The organism is candidate division WOR-3 bacterium, assembly GCA_029858255.1.
Lineage (GTDB): Bacteria > Hydrothermota > Tepidihabitantia > SM23-42 > SM23-42 > SM23-42.
On sequence record JAOUFJ010000021.1, the window covers coordinates 23,526 to 41,829 of the forward strand.

At 47.0% G+C, this 18,304-nt stretch carries 18 protein-coding genes; 7 read left to right on the plus strand and 11 right to left on the minus strand.

Going from position 1 to position 18,304, the window contains the following annotated elements; all coding sequences use genetic code 11:
- Positions 1–2: 2 nt before the first annotated feature.
- From OEV79_09085 to OEV79_09100, 4 genes are read right to left on the minus strand one after another with little or no spacing between them, the layout of a single operon-like run.
- Complete coding sequence (locus tag OEV79_09085; protein ID MDH4211584.1) at positions 3–695, minus strand: PTS system mannose/fructose/sorbose family transporter subunit IID; 693 nt, start codon at positions 693–695, stop codon at positions 3–5.
- A complete protein-coding gene (locus OEV79_09090) occupies positions 668–1,312 on the minus strand; it encodes a PTS sugar transporter subunit IIC (GenBank protein MDH4211585.1) in 645 nt (214 codons plus the stop codon). Before OEV79_09090 ends, OEV79_09085 begins: the two co-directional genes overlap by 28 nt.
- A gap of 37 nt (positions 1,313–1,349) precedes the next feature.
- Positions 1,350–1,823, minus strand: a complete 474-nt coding sequence (locus OEV79_09095) for a PTS sugar transporter subunit IIB (GenBank protein MDH4211586.1) — start codon at positions 1,821–1,823, stop codon at positions 1,350–1,352.
- Positions 1,824–3,554 (minus strand): TonB-dependent receptor, encoded by a 1,731-nt coding sequence (locus OEV79_09100; protein ID MDH4211587.1) that lies wholly within the window; start codon positions 3,552–3,554, stop codon positions 1,824–1,826.
- A 129-nt stretch (positions 3,555–3,683) separates the two neighbouring features.
- Here OEV79_09100 and rocD point away from each other — a divergent pair, with 129 nt between their 5' ends.
- Both rocD and OEV79_09110 read left to right on the plus strand, forming a co-directional pair.
- Complete coding sequence (gene rocD / locus OEV79_09105; protein ID MDH4211588.1) at positions 3,684–4,877, plus strand: ornithine--oxo-acid transaminase; 1,194 nt, start codon at positions 3,684–3,686, stop codon at positions 4,875–4,877.
- 56 nt (positions 4,878–4,933) lie between these two features.
- Complete coding sequence (locus OEV79_09110; GenBank protein MDH4211589.1) at positions 4,934–5,665, plus strand: hypothetical protein; 732 nt, start codon at positions 4,934–4,936, stop codon at positions 5,663–5,665.
- Between the two features lie 16 nt (positions 5,666–5,681).
- Here the strand turns inward: OEV79_09110 and dapF are convergent, their stop codons facing one another.
- The 7 genes from dapF to OEV79_09145 are packed head-to-tail and all read right to left on the minus strand — an operon-like array spanning position 5,682 to position 11,965.
- Positions 5,682–6,485: a diaminopimelate epimerase gene (gene dapF, locus OEV79_09115; protein MDH4211590.1), complete on the minus strand. Its 804-nt coding sequence runs from the start codon at positions 6,483–6,485 to the stop codon at positions 5,682–5,684.
- Positions 6,482–7,012 (minus strand): CDP-alcohol phosphatidyltransferase family protein, encoded by a 531-nt coding sequence (locus OEV79_09120; protein ID MDH4211591.1) that lies wholly within the window; start codon positions 7,010–7,012, stop codon positions 6,482–6,484. The genes dapF and OEV79_09120 overlap by 4 nt, the downstream gene beginning before the upstream one ends.
- Before the next feature lie 10 nt (positions 7,013–7,022).
- The gene (gene recN / locus OEV79_09125) at positions 7,023–8,681 is read right to left on the minus strand and encodes a DNA repair protein RecN (protein ID MDH4211592.1); all 1,659 of its coding nucleotides are present in this window, start codon (positions 8,679–8,681) and stop codon (positions 7,023–7,025) included.
- Positions 8,674–9,456: an NAD(+)/NADH kinase gene (locus OEV79_09130; GenBank protein ID MDH4211593.1), complete on the minus strand. Its 783-nt coding sequence runs from the start codon at positions 9,454–9,456 to the stop codon at positions 8,674–8,676. Before OEV79_09130 ends, recN begins: the two co-directional genes overlap by 8 nt.
- Positions 9,443–10,267 (minus strand): peptide chain release factor N(5)-glutamine methyltransferase, encoded by an 825-nt coding sequence (prmC, locus tag OEV79_09135; GenBank protein MDH4211594.1) that lies wholly within the window; start codon positions 10,265–10,267, stop codon positions 9,443–9,445. The genes OEV79_09130 and prmC overlap by 14 nt, the downstream gene beginning before the upstream one ends.
- Positions 10,251–11,306 carry a peptide chain release factor 1 gene (gene prfA, locus OEV79_09140; GenBank protein ID MDH4211595.1) on the minus strand — a complete coding sequence of 352 codons (1,056 nt, stop codon included), beginning with the start codon at positions 11,304–11,306 and terminating at the stop codon, positions 10,251–10,253. Before prfA ends, prmC begins: the two co-directional genes overlap by 17 nt.
- A gap of 26 nt (positions 11,307–11,332) precedes the next feature.
- On the minus strand, positions 11,333–11,965 hold the full coding sequence (locus OEV79_09145) for a Crp/Fnr family transcriptional regulator (protein MDH4211596.1): 633 nt from the start codon (positions 11,963–11,965) through the stop codon (positions 11,333–11,335).
- A gap of 250 nt (positions 11,966–12,215) precedes the next feature.
- Here OEV79_09145 and OEV79_09150 point away from each other — a divergent pair, with 250 nt between their 5' ends.
- The 5 genes from OEV79_09150 to OEV79_09170 all read left to right on the plus strand — a co-directional run.
- Positions 12,216–12,806, plus strand: coding sequence for a TetR/AcrR family transcriptional regulator (locus OEV79_09150; protein MDH4211597.1), 591 nt, complete (start codon positions 12,216–12,218; stop codon positions 12,804–12,806).
- 5 nt (positions 12,807–12,811) lie between these two features.
- Entirely contained in the window at positions 12,812–13,396 is a 585-nt protein-coding gene (locus OEV79_09155; GenBank protein ID MDH4211598.1) for a hypothetical protein, read from the plus strand.
- Positions 13,397–13,454: 58 nt separating this feature from the next.
- On the plus strand, positions 13,455–14,726 hold the full coding sequence (locus OEV79_09160) for a TolC family protein (GenBank protein ID MDH4211599.1): 1,272 nt from the start codon (positions 13,455–13,457) through the stop codon (positions 14,724–14,726).
- A complete protein-coding gene (locus tag OEV79_09165; protein MDH4211600.1) occupies positions 14,727–15,614 on the plus strand; it encodes an efflux RND transporter periplasmic adaptor subunit in 888 nt (295 codons plus the stop codon).
- The coding region (locus OEV79_09170; GenBank protein ID MDH4211601.1) for an efflux RND transporter permease subunit at positions 15,611–18,304 on the plus strand (2,694 nt) is incomplete at its 3' end. The genes OEV79_09165 and OEV79_09170, both read left to right, overlap by 4 nt.

Below are 18,304 nucleotides of genomic sequence, written 5' to 3' on the forward strand. Positions count from 1 at the left end.
TACTACACCATACCTATTATCAGAACGACCAGCAGGACAGATACGATTATCATGACCGCAGAGTATCTCTTAACGAGCATTATCAAGAAGAGTGCCGTTAAAGGAAGAACGAGCAGGTAGTTGACCTCGACGGCGATCAGCGAGAGCAATAATCCACTGAGCAACGCACCAACTGCCTCGAATACCTGTCTGACAGTTTTGAATCGTCGCTTGTTCAGCAGATATATTACATCCCAACCCATACTGTACCCATCACTGATTCCCTTGATGCGATGGAACAGATGAAAAACGTTATAGACGACAAGAAATGTCAGCGGTCCTATGATCCCATAATGGACACCCAAGATCACGGCCGCGAGGAGCAATGCCGGGCGGAGCGTGCGCCAGAAGAGAAGATCACCTGCTGATGCAAAACTTGTTTGTGCAACCGAAATAAATTTCTTTATCTCTTCGGCAGAAGCCTTACCTTCATCGTATGCGCGCACGGTTGCGCCAACAATATAAGAAACCATGTACGGATGAGTATTGAACAGACCTTTTTGGGTCTTCATTATCTCGGCCCTCTTATCTTCATCAACGCCAACAAGCACACCCGATAAAAAACCCATGCTCTGCATCGAAGGAAAAGACCATGAGGTCTGGATGAACAAACTCTGGAAGAAAATCCTCAGAAGACGACCAAGGCTAAGCCGCATATGCCTCCAATCAACAAATAAACAGTTGTTTTGACTTTGACAAAGAGATAGAAACTATTCGCCAGTCCCAGACTTACACCGATGATCGCCATCGTTTCCGCATGGACCTGCGGAAACAAACCCGGAATTACAAACAGAGTTGAGAACACGAATATCGGGAGGAAAAGACACAGGCCCCGGCCAAATGCCGTCACCAGACCTGCGGTGTGGCAAATGTAGAGACTTTCTTCGTGATGAATGAAGCGAGCATACAATTTTTCATTGAATCGGCGCGCATATATCTCCAGCACACCACCTGCGATGCCCCCGGCAAGACCGAGAACCGCGGCAACGAACAAAGAATGGCCAAGTGTGTTATTACCCCTCAAGAGGAAGTAGCTGGTGACCGTTATAATTCCTGCAGCCTGTCCATCCGGCGGAACATCGCGCCCGATTGGCAGACCACCAAGAAATATCAATTGTATCATAGCGCCAAGAAAAATCCCGAACCAAACATCACCGAAAATGGCTCCGATGATGGTCCCGGTCATTATCGGCTGCGAAACGCCAAACTCACCCAGCGCATATTTATCAAGGATTATTACTGAACCCAGCAAACTCAACAGAACCGCATTCATGTATTACTATCTCCTTCTCTATATTTTGCGATACCGGTCATTTTATTCCAGCCAATTTCTTTACAACATCCACCGCAACCGAGTTTGGCAGTTGCTTTCCTGTAACCTTGATGCCAATGCTATGTAGATATACTACCGATTCGATATCATTGGGTGAGAGATATATGTATGGAGCTATTTCTCTCGTGCCTTCGTGATAACCCAATCCACCAACATTGACCTCAGGCACCCTGATTCCTTTGGCGACCAGCTCGGAAGCCTCTCCTACCGATTCAACAATTATCATTATGCGTCTCTTGTTTGTGTTGTTCATCCGCGTCGCGCACTCTTCTATGGTGTAGCAGCTGAATTCGATCCCTTCGGGAATCGCCAAGCGGTATGCATTGCAGGACCATTCATCACGGCTCAACCTATCCGATGCCAGGATTATGAAGTGAATACCCAGCGGTCTTGCCCAGCCGGCAATCACCTGGCCGTGGATCAATCGGTCATCAACTCTCAAGATCAACATTTAGTCCCAGAACTCCCATTTGACCGACACATCAAAATTCCTCGGCGCCATCGGATAAAAAGGCAGGTAAGCATACTCTTCATCAAAAATGTTGTTCAATCTCAGTACACAGGAAAGACCCATGAACTTGACCAAACCAGCCGCCGAAAAAACACTGTACCCTGAATACTCTGCGCCTGAAATGTCGTACCTCTCGTTGCTGTACTCTGCGCGCAGTACAATTCCAAAACCGAAACGCGGTGTCTCGCGTCTGAAGGCTGCAACCGCGCCGACGCCGAGGCGAGGAAAATAAACCACTGTATCCCCGCTCAAGATCATGTTACCGCTAAGACCGACCACGAATTCGTTCAACGTACTGCTGTCCGCGTTGTATGAACGCATCGGTAGGTTCACGTAACCCTCGAATCCGTTCATCTCCCATTTATCCACATTACCGTACCTGTAATAGTTTGGACTGTCGGAAAGTACCGTGATATAATCTGTGAACATGAGGCGATACGCATTGAGGATGAACTCATCGCTTCTGAACCCGACTTCCCCGCACCAGCAGTACTCAGGGTTCATAAACTCATTGCCGGCTATCGCGAGATATGGGTTCAGCGTGTCGAACGGCGCCGAAGTTTCCATATCCGAAGGGCTGCGAGCATCCCTCGAGAATGCGGCATAAACAGCCGCAGAACGCAATGCCTTGACTCCCAATTCAATCCTGGGGAATAAGAAAATATCATGGTAACTTGCACGTTCGAGTTTTCCCGCCGCACGTACAAAACCCCGGCCAAACGATTTCACCAATCTCACCCAGACGTCTAACCCATTCGAAATGGTTGGCAAATATGTTTCCCCTTCCATCAGGGTGAAAAATGTGCTCGCCCCGTAATCCAACACAACACCCAACAAAGTATCGCTGCCTTCCGACCTCGCCCCAAAATGATCTACTTGCACACCCCAGGTTCTGTCATATACTGTGTCACGGTAATCCATAGTCTGACGTTCATAGAATAGAGTGAGCATCTCATTGCCCAACTTGGTCGTTCCGCTGACATCGAGGAATTCGTCTTTCTGGCGGCCTTCGACCGGTACCGAGGTACTACCCGGGAACCCGTAGTCGTCGTTAGCGTAGAGAATATCAAAACGTAAAGGAATAAAATAGTCAACATAAATATTGGTATACACTGAAAGGATTTGAGCATCAGCATTCTCACGGTGACCGTTTGTCTTATGGTATGAACCGCTCAGATAGAATCCCAGATCATTTGTGATGCCGCGTGTCAGGTCAAAGCCATATGTATTGCTCTCGAAACTGCCGAACATGAAGTGAACAAGCGAGTATGGCCGTTCGTAACGGTTGATCTTAGACATGAAATTCATGCTGCTAAACTCGGCACCTGCAGTGGTTTGTCCGAATGACAATCTGTCAAAAAAATGAAGGGACAGCAAGCCTAGGTTGAAATTACCAAATGGATGAGTGTTGAGTGAGTGGCCGTTAACGCTGACATGCGTATATGATGGCTTTCGCCCCTTGTTCATGACGGCACTCAACATGCCATAACCATAAGACACCGGCGCGATCGGGAGATTCATTAATATATCGAGCGCCGTCTGCTCATGATACCTAACTGTTATCTCACCAACTGGATAGATTTCGCCAAAGGGTTCGACTACCTCCGGAATTTCATAAGTTATCACGGTATCAACTGCGGTTGAATCCCCATTGACTAGAAAAATAAGCATGAAAAACACTCATAAATTATAGTTTAAATATACTCAATGTCAATCCCGCTCCTATTGTATCGTTCGAATGATACAACTCTTGAAAACTCGGCAATTTTCTGTATAATGGTAAAAAATTAGGGAGGTTGCATGAAAACAAACCATGACTACGTTGAATTTACGGATCGATTTAGCGCCAATAATTACCACCCGCTACCCGTTGTGCTGACGCGCGGCAAAGGAATCTGGGTATGGGACGTCGAAGGTAAAAAGTATCTTGACATGCTCAGCGGTTATTCAGCCTTGAATCAAGGGCATTGTCACCCCAGAATTGTCAACGCATTGAAGAAACAGGCAGAGAAACTGACCCTCACGTCGCGCGCCTTTCATAACGACAGAATGGGTGAGTTTCTCAAGAAAATATGTGATCTGACAGGATATGAAAAGGCATTGCCCATGAATTCCGGTGCCGAGGCCGTAGAAACTGCTATCAAAGTAGCACGCAAGTGGGGATATAGCAAGAAGAAAGTGGCTGAAGACAAGGCAGAAATTGTAGTATGCGAGAACAATTTCCACGGTCGTACAACAACGATCGTTGGATTTTCTTCTGAAGCACAGTACCGCGCTGGATTCGGGCCTTTTGCACCGGGTTTCAGAATCATACCATACAATGACACAAAATCGCTCCAGCGAAACATCAACCAGAACACGATCGGGTTCATGGTTGAACCCATCCAGGGCGAGGGCGGCGTGATCGTACCTTCAGAGGGCTACCTGCGCAGATGTCGTGAAATCTGCAGCCAGCACAACGTTTTGCTCATTCTTGACGAGATCCAGACCGGGCTGGGCAGAACCGGCAAGCTTTTTGCCTACGAATACGAACAAATAAGACCCGACATCCTGATCATGGGCAAAGCCTTGAGCGGCGGGTTCTACCCAATTTCCGCAATTGCCTGTGATGACAGCATCATGGAGGTAATAAAGCCAGGTGATCACGGCTCTACGTTCGGCGGAAATCCGCTCGCTTCGGCAATCGGCCTTGCCGCGCTTGAAATAATCATCGAGGAAGATCTTGCCCAGCACGCCTATGATCTCGGTAACTGGTTCATGGATGAACTCAGGAAGATCAAAAACCCGTTGATCCGGGAAGTCCGCGGCAGGGGGTTATTGGTTGGTGTCGAACTGAGTGAAAAAGCAAGACCATATTGTGAGAGATTGATGGAACTGGGCATACTGGCAAAGGAGACTCACGAAAAGGTAGTTCGGTTCGCCCCGCCGCTGGTCATAACTAAGAAAGACCTGCAATGGGCATTAGAACATATTAGTAATGTTCTCTCTGTATAATTAGCAAAAAATCGTTCGCTTTAGTGATTCATCCGTATAATAAGGAGGTATCGTACATGAACGTACTGAGACTTTGTCGAATTCCTCTGTTCGCTGTCGCGATCTTCTTGTCGACTTGTGCCCCGGTGGTCTACTCACCCCATGCCCAGAATGAAATGGTTGCTCCATACAACCGCGCAGGCGAGAGTCATGAACTGGGGGCAACATCTGCCCTGAACTTTTGGTTCATTGCTCAGCACCAGGATACCATCTATCTGCGAACATATCCCATCGCTAGTTTCAGTCTCTTTCACAATGCGCAATATGGAATAGGAAATTTTGGTAGTATCGGAGGCATAGAATTGCTGGCTTTTCCTACGACCTGGTATGTTTCCGGCGGCGAAGGTTTTGTATTTGTTTTCAAGCCCTATTTGGGAATGCAATATGAAAGCGATAATCTCACTTTCCGTCTGAATTTGTCACCCATCAGCTTTGCCTTTGGTGTTGCAGGAGGCGAGTGGGATATGGGAGGTGATTTAAACCGCCTTACGCTTTATCAAGCGAGCCTACTGCTGCACAACCAGCAGCCTTCGAAACATACGTATTGGGTTGGGATTCGAAACTCACCGGCCGCGCTCGGCGGGCTATGTGGTTATCAATATTCTTTCACGAACAAATATGTTTTGCGTGCAGAATGCAGCCTTCTCACAAAACCGCCATTCTCTTTGACGTTAAGTAAGCAGGAACGCGACTCAATAAAAGGATACGTCCTGTACTTGACGGCTGGATTCTTTTTCAGGCTAAAATAGCCGCGCGATTGTCGGCTCATTCTATATAGTATACACCATCGTAAACGTATTTGACGGGACCTTCAAGGTACAGTTTATCCTTGATCGTAACGACCATCTCACCTCCCTTGGTTTTACAGGTCACGGGAGACTGGACCATAAATAGCTTCGTCGCTATATAAGCAGCAGCGAGAGTGCCGCTCCCGCAGGAAAGCGTCTCATCTTCGACCCCGCGCTCGTAGGTTCTGACGTGAAGACTGTCCTTATCGACTTTCACAAAATCAACGTTCGTACCTTCGGGTTTGAAGGTTTTATGATTACGAATGGCTTCACCTAATTTCTTCACGTCGACCTTCTTAAAATCATCCACGAAGATGATGCAGTGCGGAACGCCGACACGCAGGAAATTAGCATTGTATTTCTTCCGCGCAACCGTGAAACTGAAATTCAACTTCACGTCCACAGGCGGTGCAACTTCGATACTCACAGTATCTCCCCTGTAGTAGTAGCCTATAGGTCCGGAAGCTGAAGCGACTTTACCTTTATCTTTCAACAGCCCGAGCCGAAAAGCATAACTTACGACACAGCGAGCGCCGTTCAGGCAGGCAACTGCTTCACTTCCATCGCGGTTGAAATATCGCATCTCGAATGGATATTCAGCCGATTGCTCCAATAGTATTACGCCATCTGAACCAGCACCCAGCTGAGAATCAGCAAGGATTTTGACAAATTCAGGGATACTCTGATCAGTGACATTCACGGTCAAATAGCCATTCCGGTTATCTATTATCAGAAAATTGTTGCCGGTTCCTTCCATCTTGGTAAAGAAAATTGGTTTCATGATGCTCCTCTCATTATCTTCAAATAATTCACTGTATATACTACAAACGTAACGAACATAAATGGAACACTAAGGTAAACCAGGAAACTACCGACAGTCTTCCAACCCGCGGTAAACGCAAGGATCATCGCTCCAAAAATGAGCCCTGTTATTTTACCCAACATGTTCGATGGTTCGATGACCGATTTAATTTTCAACAGGAAATAGCTTCCGAGCAAAATGAGAAAATCTCTAAGCACGATAACAATAACTACCCAAAGAGGAATTGCTCCCACAAAGAGCAGTGTCCCAAGGACTACTGCCAAGAAGATCTTGTCACACAGCGGATCCAGGAAACGACCGAGTTTGGATTCCTGATGAAGTTTCCTGGCAAGGTAGCCATCGAGACCATCGGACAATAGCGAAATCAACATGATGATAAATGCGGTGAATCTATTTCCTGTGAGTATGAAATAAACAATGATGGGTAGCAGCATAAGACGTGAAATTGTGATGAAGTTGGAAATCGTTATACTATACTTCTTCATAAAAAGATATCTATGCCCTTTTTCTCTTCTTCAATATTTCATGGGCATGCTCGACAGTCTTTGTGGTGATATCCTTCCCCCCGAGCATGCGCGCGATCTCTAGTTCCCTCGTTTCACCGTCGAGTTTCGTAACACCCGAGTAAGTCGCGTCCCCTTTTATTTCTTTCTTGACCAATAGATGATTTTCCGCGAATGCCGGGATCTGTGGCAAATGCGTAATACATATTATCTGATGTGTCTTGCTTACCTTTGCTAGCATATCACCTACTGCTTCTGCGATTCTGCCACCAATTCCAATATCCACCTCGTCAAATATTACCGTAGGGATTTTGTCGACATCTGACAGCAATGTCTTCAGGCAAAGCGTAATTCTTGATATTTCACCACCCGACGCAACCTTTCTCAGCGGTTTCAGCTCCTCGCCAGGATTGGTTGAAATGTAGAACTCGACTTCATCCTTGCCGAATGGCCCTACATCGGTTTTATGAAACCTTATCTCAAAATCCGCCTTTTCCATCCCCAGGTGTTTCAACAGACCCATGATTTTTTTTCGCAAATCGCCCGCTGATTTATGCCGCTGCGCTGATAGATCACCCGCGAGTACCAGCACTTTCTTCTCAACATCTTTGATTTCCTTTCTCGTTTTCTCGATCTCTTCATCCCGGGTCTCGATCATCGAAAGTTCATCTTTCATCCTTTTAAGGTAACCGTGTATTTCGTCAACAGATTTACCGTATTTTTTCTTCATTCTGTTGATAGTCTCCAGTCGGCCGATCACGGTATCAAGCTTCTCCTGAGAGAATTCAATTTTCTCGGCATAACTGCTCATTACGCGATAGACGTCGTCGACAGTAGACAGTATCTCATTGACCACTTCACTATACTGTTTCAGTTGTTGGTCCAGCTCGGCAAGTTCCTCGAGCGATTTCTTTACTCTCGAGAGTTTCTCAACAACCGAATCATCCTGTTCATATAGATCATCGGCAAGCGTACTGACCAGAAGCGAACGTTTCTCGCTGGTCAGCAGCAAATTCTTCTCGATATCTAATTCTTCTTCCTCGTTCGGTCGAAGATTAGCCTTCTCAATTTCGTCAATCTGGAATTTTAGATAGTCTATGCGTTCATCCCTTGCTTCTACTTGCTCAAGCAGCATGTTCAATTTATTATGCAGACCACGGTAGTCCTCATAGTCATCATGATATTCTTTCCTCAATCCGTCTAAACCAGCATAGGCATCAAGCAATGCCAGATGATTCCGCCTGTCAAACAGTGACTGGTTTTCATGCTGTCCGATAAGGTCTACCATTTCCTGAGCGATATCCTGCAGGAAATTCAAACTCACCATGCGGTCGTTTACATACGAATTCTGGCGTTTACCCTTTTCAATGCTCCTTCGGATGATTATATCACTATCCGTTCCGATACCTGAATCTTCAAGTTTCTTTTTGATCGATGGCTTTATGTCAAAGACGCCGGTTATTTCGGCGCCCTTCTTGCCAGTTCGTATCGAGTCATCATCGATCCGGGCGCCGCAAAGGGACGCGATAGCGCTTACTATCATCGATTTACCCGCACCGGTTTCGCCTGTAATGACCGTGAGACCATCTTCGAGTTCCAGCGTAACATCTTCCATAAGGGCAAAATTCTTCACCCTCAGAAGTCTAAGCATCTTCTCTCCCGCCCCACTGCATTTTCTCGCGAAGCGTAGTAAAGAAAGTCGTGTGCAATGGTTTTATCAACTTCACGTGATAGTCTGCTTTTTCAAAGAAGATGCTGTGGCTCTTGCGCATCAACTTACATCTCTGGCCATCAGCGACCAGCACCGCACTGCCCTTTTTGCCGATCTGTATCTCTATCCGGTTCGACGCGGGCAGGACAAGCGGCCTCACCGACAAAGTGTGTGGTGCGATCGGCGTCATTATTATTGCTTCCGTGTCTGGAGGCAGGATCGGACCTCCAGTGGCAAGTGAATACGCGGTCGAGCCGGTCGGTGTCGCAATGATTATACCGTCGGCAATGAACCTGCACACGTACTCTTTATTGATCACTGCCGAGAATTCAACAACACGCCCGGGCACACGAGTACTGATTGTAAAATCATTCAAGGCATAGAATATTTTCCGGTCGAATACCGCCTTCATCACCATGCGTCTTTCAATAGAGAATTTTCTCTCCAGAATTTCGACAAGGGTATTCGGCAGCTCCCTGAAGGTGACATTTGTGAGAAAACCAAGACTGCCAATATTCACGCCGAGGATGGGAATTCCCTTGCGTCCATATGAATTCGCCGCAGCCAGCAGAGTACCATCACCGCCCAGGGCAATTATAAAATCGGGCTTTTCAGAAATCTTGAATCCTTTTGCGAGCAGGGCCTGCTCAGCTAACTCCAGATTCCTCTTGGCTTGCGGTTTATCCCTGTTAACGATGATTTTAGCTTTTTTCATTAGGCGCTCCAATAAAAAGATACCTGTACCGGCCACACAGGTCCTTTACAAAGCGAAACGACCCTATCTTATGATAATCCAGAAATCCTGCGAGCGTATCAACAGCTTCCTCGTCGATTTCAAAAACCATAACGCCATCGCCTTGCATATGATCCCGTCCCTCAAATATCAATCTCTGCGTGAACTCAGTGCCCCGGTGTCCGCCGTCAAGCGCGAGCATCGGTTCGAACTCTCTTACACTTTCAGGAAGATGGTCGATACGTGGTCGCGGTATGTAAGGTGGGTTCGAAACGATCAAGTCAAATTCACCTCTTATGCCGAAGTACGTACTGCATCGGATCAATCCAATCCTGTGCTCTAATGCACAGTCTCTAATGTTATGCCTGGCATTATCGATCGCCTCGCTCGATACATCAGTGGCAATGATATGTGCGTCAGGATAAAGCGAGGCGAGCGCGATGCTGATCGCTCCGCAGCCCGTTCCGATTTCAAGAATCCTCCCCGGGTCTCTACGCATACTTTTCTGGATGAGCTCAACCATATACTCAGTTTCTGCTCTTGGAATAAAAACACCGGCATCGATCCGCAGAGTATGATCTCTGAACTGCACAGTTCCTGTTATGTATTCGAGTGGCATTCCTTTTTTCAATTTCGCCAAACACGATAAGACGGCATTTCTGGCGCAAGCACTGACTTCATCAACCAAGTATAATTCATAAGGCCTGCGCCTCAGTATGCCCGCAATTATTTGTCCGGCATCATAAGAATCGGTCGATAATTCCCTGCTCACTGTTTTAATCAGCTCTCTCATATTCTTCCAGTTTGGAAAAGACCTCCTCCAGATCACCGTCCATCACATTTTCCAGATTGTATAGCGTTAGTCCAATGCGGTGATCAGTAACACGATTCTGCGGGAAGTTGTAGGTACGGATCTTCTCACTGCGGTCGCCGGTTCCGACCTGTTTCTGCCTTTGTTCATGGATCACGGCATCTCTCTTCTCCTGCTCCGCCTCTGCCAATCTTGCGCGGAGGATCTTCATGGCCTTCTCGCGGTTCTTGTGTTGAGACCGCTCATCCTGACAGACCACGACCATGCCAGTAGGCAAGTGAGTCAATCTCACTGCGGAAGATACCTTGTTGACATTCTGACCGCCATGGCCTCCAGCGCGGAACGTATCGACACGTAGGTCGTTCGGGTCTATCGCCAGCTGTGTCTCTTCGACCTCTGGAAGGACCGCTACCGTTGCGGTGGATGTATGGATCCTGCCGCCAGCTTCAGTTTTGGGAATACGCTGCACGCGATGGACTCCTTTTTCAAATCTGAACAAACGGTAAGCATTCTCGCCAGAGATCAGGAAGATTATTTCCTTGAATCCACCGATCTCGCTCGGGTGGGAGGACAGGACTTCCGATCTGAAACCATGGTTCTCGGTGTATTTCTGATACATTCTGAACAGATCCGCTGCGAACAACGACGCTTCAGCTCCACCGGCTCCGGCCCTTATTTCGACAATGCAATTCTTCTGAAACTCTTCATAATCAGGATTGGATATATCATCGATCTCGTTTCGAACGGCTGCAAGCCGTTTCTCCAACAGGGCCAGCTCTTTTTCAGCAACATCCCTGAGTTCTGCCTCCGGGCTGCTCAGTAATTCTTTAACGCCGGCAATCTCGCCTTCCAGCCTGTCGTATTCTTCGTATTTCTGAGCAAGCCGCTCTAACCTCTTGTATTCACGGGACAAGTTTGCGTAGTTTCTGGGGTCCTTCAAGACCTCACCTGAAGCCATCTTCTTACTCAGTTCTTCAAGCCTTAATTCTATTGAACGCCTTCCTTGTGTCTGTATCGGCATGTTTTTTGTCTTTGGACTAGGGTGTGTTATATCTTCTCAAACTTCTCTTTCAGCGCAATATACCTGAGATAGTCATCAAGATCACCGACACCCCTTATTATCAAGCTGTTTTCACGCAGTGTAACGAGATTTACCTGAATCAGCTTGTTAACATAGTCTTTTACTTTGCTTTCACTGATACCGGTTATATTGGCAAGACTCTCAAACGAAAACGGCGTAATTTCAGTACCCCCCTCTGTTTCCCGGCCGGTCTCCTTGGCTTTCGTAATGATATGTGCCAAAACCCTTCGCTCCTCGCTCTTTATCGTCAGAAGCCTTATTTGTTCATCAGCGGTCCTCAAACGTCGTGTCAGAGTTTCAAGCATATATTCGATGAGCGGATTCTCGCGCAATTTTTCTTTGAATGATTCCTTATCAATAACCAGAAGTGATACAGGAGTCACGGCGACTGCTCCTGCCGAACGTGGTGAACCATCAATGATCGCCATCTCGCCGAAAAAATCACCCTCTTTCAACACTGCGAGGGTTTTCTCTTCGTCTCCCTTTCCTTTGGTGATCTTGATCTTTCCTTCCCGAATAAGATACATTATCTCCCCACGGTCGCCTTCATTGAACAATATATCACCCGGCTGCAGTTGCTTCTCCATACCTTCCGCCATCTTTCCTCCTTACACTATATTTTACAGATTCTGTTGTTAAAGTCAATCCCAATTTCGCCTACATCTTCGATGTAGCTGCGAAATTGAGGACCCTCGTTTTTAGCGGAATTAACGAAATTAGCGAGAATAACGAAAGTAACGTACATCGCGAAACTTCTTGACAACTCGCACGTACTATATATAATGACTGACTAGTCAGTCATTATAAACCATTCCCCAAGATATTGGTCTAATGGTTAATAAAGTGATTATGAGAAAAAAAGAGCCGATAACACGGGACAAAATCATAAAAAGCGCACTTAAGATTTTTGCGCAAAAGGGTTTCTACAAAACCACGGTTGATGATATTGCACGCTCGACCGGCGTTGCCAAGGGCACTGTTTACCTTTATTTCAAGGACAAACAGGATCTTTATGTCGCTACGATCGAGGAGCATTTCGGTAATGCACTGGGTATGCTCTCTGAAGTCGAAAACGCACCCGGTACACCCGGTGAGAAAATGCAGAAAATCGCACGTGATTTCGCCAATTACATCATACATCTACGAACTGCTTACATGCTCTTCACATTTGAGAACATCAATTTGACCGGTAAAACACTGAAAAGAATCCATTCCACAGTTGAACCGAGAGTATCAAGCATGATAGAGACAATCAGCTGCATTATTCGAGATGGTATAGAAAAAAATGAATTCCGCAAAGTCGACCCGACACTTGCGGCATTTCACTTTCTCAGCACGATACGGGCAATTTTCTTAAGCAGTTATTACCTGACGAATGATGCGATCAACATAGAAAGTATACTCGAGTTGTTTTTTGAGGGATTGAATAAAAGGAGGTAGTCTTTATGTTCTTATCAGTTCTATTACTATTAACATCTCTGTTCCCGACAAGTGAAAAGATCGAAATTTCAGCAGGCCCGAATTATTCTTCGTACCTTCTTTTCCAGGATACGACCGAATCAATAGGGAAATGGAACATGGGTGGTGAAATAGGTATCAATAACATCATACCGCATATTGGCTTGAAACTGCGCGGCACAATGCTACACTACGATGCACCCGCTGAACAAGGACCTTATGCATGGGAATACACACCGTTGAGTCTGTGTGCAAGTTTCGATATCCTTCCTTTCTTGAGAACACCATGGATGCGTTTATCCATAGAAACCGGTCTTGGACTCTACTTCTGGCGCGGTCTCTATGACGACGAAATCATCGTTCTGCCAACCGGGGACACAGTCGAGGAAACCGACATCGGTTTTGTCGGAGGGCTTACATTCCAGATAAGACCGGTAAGATACTTCGGAATCGAATATGCGATGCGCTATCATTATATCGCCAGTGCGAACATCAACAAATACGGATTCTCGGACAAGGACGACAAAATATGGGAAAACGGTATCGGCATAAAGTTCATACTACCTTTATGAATATCTTCACAATATTCTGCTCCGAATTACAGATAACCTACAAGTTTAGGAGGTAATAATGTTGGCAATTTTAGCCTTATTCCTCAGCATGACAGGTGCTGATACATTAAGCTTTACTGTGGAAGAGGCAATCGATTTTGCATTACAAAAGAATCCCGAGATCGCGCAGCTGACGATCGAATATGAGAAATCACAACAGCAGGTAGGTCAGGCGATTTCCAGTTTTTATCCAAAGGTCACTGCCAGCGGCTATTTCGCCTACATAACCGATGTTCCGGTCATTGAATTCGACAGTATACCTATACCATTTGGGTCAAACGAGAACTACGGACTTCAGCTTTCGTTGCAGCAAGTACTTTTTACCTGGGGCAAGCTCTACAACGCATACAAAATTTCCGACCTCGCGAGCGACATTGCTGAACTTAGTCTAGTCAGAAAGCGACAAGAAATCAGGTATTCAGTAACCAACGCCTTCTACGGATTGCTCGTACTCGATGAATACATAAAGCAGGCACGCGCCAGTCTCGAGCAACTCGAACGGTTTGCAGCATCGGTCGAAACACGATTCAAAGCGGGACTGGTCTCTCGCTTCGACTTGCTGCGCGCTCAGGTGCAGGTCGAGAATCTGAAACCTCAGGTTATTCAATCCGAGAACGCATTGAACCTCGCTCGAGAAGGGTTTAAGTTGCTGTTGGGTATGGATTTGGAGACAGAATTCTATCTGGCCGGAGAGCTACGGATGATCGAGGAAGATTTCTCGCTTGACCAGCTAATAGACGATGCGGTTCAAAATCGTGTAGAAATAAAAAATCTGAAGAAAACGGAGAGAATCGCTCAATTGGCTCAAGCCATTGCGCGTCGTGCAAACCTACCCTCAGTGGTAGGCGGTGCAACTTACGAGCGCACAAAACCATTCAGTATCACCGGCGATGAATGGGGTTCAAGCCTGACTTTCAATATAGGTTTTGAGTTTCCTCTCTTCACCGGCTTCAATAATTTATACAAGAGTCGTGAAGCTGGATTAGTGCTCAAAGAAGCACGCCTCGCTCTCGAGAACCTTGAAAGGGCGATCATTGTAGAGGTAAAAACGGCTTATTTGACTTTTCTGGCCGCCGGAGAGGCGATCGATGCGGCTGAAAAGAACGTCGGACAGGCAAGAGAGGCGTTCAACATAATCGAAACAAGATATAAGAGCGGGCTGGCTACTAATCTTGAGGTGCTCGACACTGAACTTGCGTACCGCCAGGCACAGGTCAATTATCTTACCGCTCTCAAGAATTACAACACATCGCTGGCCGAAATTTATAAATCAATTGGCAAGGAGGATTAGATGCGTAAATGGTTAATAATTATTGTCGTTGTTGTAGTATTGCTCATCGCAATTTTTCTGAGAATAGGAGCCTCAAGACGCGCTCAAAAAACCGAGGAATTCACTGCGAGTATTTCAGTGGAAGTGATGTCTGCAAAACGAGACAATGTTAAAAGCACCTGCGAAGTATTGGGTGCGATAATGGCCGTCAAGACGGCACAGGTCTTTCCCGAGACGATGGGGCGGATTACACAAATCCTCGTCAAAGAAGGCTCTTATGTCTCTAAAGAAAATAATCTAATGGCAATGCGCAATGAAACGATCGGGTTCGAATACGAAGAGGGTTTTATCAGATCGCCGATAGGTGGCAACGTCGCTAAAGTCATGGTCGATGTCGGCTCAATGGTGACACCACAGACGCCTGTTGCCGTAGTAATGGATTACTCAAGGGTCAATGTTTCGTTCAACGTCGCCGAAACGAATATTGGCTGCATAGAGAAGAATGATAAAGTCGCAGTCAGGATTGATGCGATGCCCGGTGAGTCGTTTACGGGGACCGTTACCGAACTGACCCCTGTCGTTGACCCAATGACACGCACGCTGGGTGTCAAGGCATCGATCAATAACGCCAAGAAAATGCTGAGACCGGGCATGACCGCGCGCATAACCATCAACCTAGGTGAGAAGAGCAATGTCATCGTAGTTCCGCGCGATGCGCTCCTCGACGGATATCTCTTTGTCGTCAGCGATAGCACAGCCGAACGCCGTGATGTAACGGCGGGATTGATCGGTGACAAGTATGCGGAAATTATCAGCGGCCTGAGTGATGGTGAACGTGTTGTCATCGTTGGTCAACAGCGACTTGCGGGCGGAGAAAAGGTAGTGCCTGTATTGAGGAGCGAACCATGAATCTGACCGACGTTTCCATAAAAAGACCTTTGTCCGTTTCCATGGTCTTTTTGGCCATTATTCTGTTCGGTTTTATCTCGGTCACAAATCTTCCCGTCGACCTCTTTCCAAATGTAACGTTTCCCATGATGATCGTCCTTACAACTTATCCGGGAGCCGGCCCAGAAGAAATCGAAACACAGATAACCGAACCTCTCGAGCAAACTCTCGGCACGGTCAATAATATCAAAAAAGTAACATCAACAACATCAGAAAACATATCCAACATCTTGCTGGAATTCGAATGGGGGACTGACCTCGATGCGGCATCAAATGATGTACGGGACCGCATGGGTTTCATCCTGCCATATCTGCCTGAGGATGCAGATTATCCGCTGATCTTCAAATTTGATATTTCACAGCAGCCGGTCATGATGTACAACATATCCGGTGATATCGATCCTCTTGAATTGGATCAAATCGCCGATGATATAGCCGAACGCCTGCAACGTGTTGGCGGTGTTGCCGCTTCGTACGCCATGAGCGGCACGATGACAGAGATCCAGGTCATACTGGACCCGGTCAAATTGCGTGGTACGGGCATAACATCAGAGCAGGTGATGCAAATACTGCAGGCACAGAATGTCAATTATCCCCTGGGTAATGTCGAATCCGGCAGAAAAGTCTATATTGTACGTACGATCGGTGAGTATGCAAACGTCGCCGAGATCGAGAAAACAGTCGTCGGCAGCAGTAACGGTGTTCCTGTTTTGCTCTCCCAAGTTGGGGAAGTCCGCGAACAAGCCTCGGAAATAACTTCACTCTCGCGCACCAACGGTGCTCAATCAATATGGGGAATTGCACAAAAGCGAACCGACGCCAATTCGGTCAACGTTGGCAATGCGCTCGCGAAAGAACTGGAAAATATCAAGAAAGACCTTCCGCCAGGGATAAAGATCGACATCATGTTCAACCAGGCAGATTACATTACCAGATCAGTCAACAGTACAGCACAGACCTTGATAATGGGCGCAATCCTTGCGGTCATTGTTCTATTCTTGTTCCTTGGTAGTTTCCGCTCAACGCTCTACATGGCGGTTGCGATCCCGATCGCCGTCTTCTTCGCTCTCTTTTTCATGTATCTATTCAACATGAGTCTAAATATTATCTCGCTTGGCGGTTTAACGATTGCGATAGGTATGGTGCTCGATTCTGCGATCGTCGTATTCGAAGCGATTTTCCGGCATAAGGAAAAAGGTGAAGAAGCGGTCAAGGCGGCGAGTACGGGTGCGAAGGAAGTGGGGATGGCAATTACCGCTTCAACGCTGACAACCGTTGCCGTGTTCTTGCCCCTGCTCCTGGTCAGAGGCTTCGCATCGATCTTCTTCCAGCCGCTTGCCCTGACTGTTACCTTCGCCCTGGTATCGTCACTCGTCGTTGCATTGACGATCATCCCTATGCTTTCGGTGAGATTCGGAAAAGTCAAACGCAGTAAGTTCGGTGCAAAGCTGAACGACTTCTACACGAAGATAGAAGAAGCGTACAGCCGACTGATCAGATGGGCACTTAATCACCGGCTACTCGTCGTTCTGGGAACCCTGGCTGTCTTTGTGGTCAGTCTCTTCCTCATACCTTTCATCGGCACTGAATTAAGCCCGGATGTTGACCAGGGAGAGATCATCATCGAAGCCGAGATGCCAGTCGGCACCAACCTGTGGGTCACAGATTCCGCAGTACGACAACTGGAACAGATAATCCTCGAGGAAGTACCTGAGACCCAAATACTTTCGACGTCAATCGGTAGCGGCGAAGGTGGATTCTCGAGTCTTTTCAGTGCCACTTCAGGACCACATGCCGCGCAAATATATCTGGAACTCGTATATCGCGAACAACGTAATCGTTCGGTCAAGGACATCCAACGAGACTTGCGGCCTAAAATGACCGGCATTCCTGGACTCAACGTAAAATATGCAACCGAGCAATTCTCGATGTTCGGCGGCGGTAAGCCGATCGCGGTAAAGATCCTGGGATATGACTTCGCGAGGGCAAAGGAATTTTCTGATCTGCTAATGGACACGCTCCAGAGCGTGAAAGGACTCGTCGATCTCGAAACGAGCATTGCAGAAGGGAAACCCGAATTGCGCCTGGTCATTGACCGCCAGAAAGCAGCGAATTTCGGACTAACACCATATCAAATAGGACAGGTCTTGCGTTCGCGCGTGGAAGGCGTCGTGGCAAGTCAGTATCGAAGAGAAGGCAATGAATATAACATAAAGGTTATGTTCGACAAAGAACATCACGACGACATCAAGAAGATCAGCGCGATGACAATAACCACACCCATGGGTGAAGTACCGATCGTCAATTTTATCAAAGACACCATTGCAGTCGGTCCGGTCAAAATCGAGCACGAGGATAACTACCGGCTCGTAACCGTCAGTGGAAACATAGAAGGACGCGATCAGGGCAGTGTAGCACGCGACGTTCAGAGAATTCTGAACACAATTCCGAAACCAGCCGATTTCACCATTGAGTTATCCGGTGGTTATGAGGAACAAGTCAACACGTTCAGAGATCTTTTCTTGGTCATCATTCTGGCAATTGTTCTCGTATACATGATCATGGTCGGACAATTTGAATCCTTCCGCGAACCATTCATCATTATGTTCACCATCCCCCTTGCGCTCATTGGCGTGCTCTGGATGTTATTC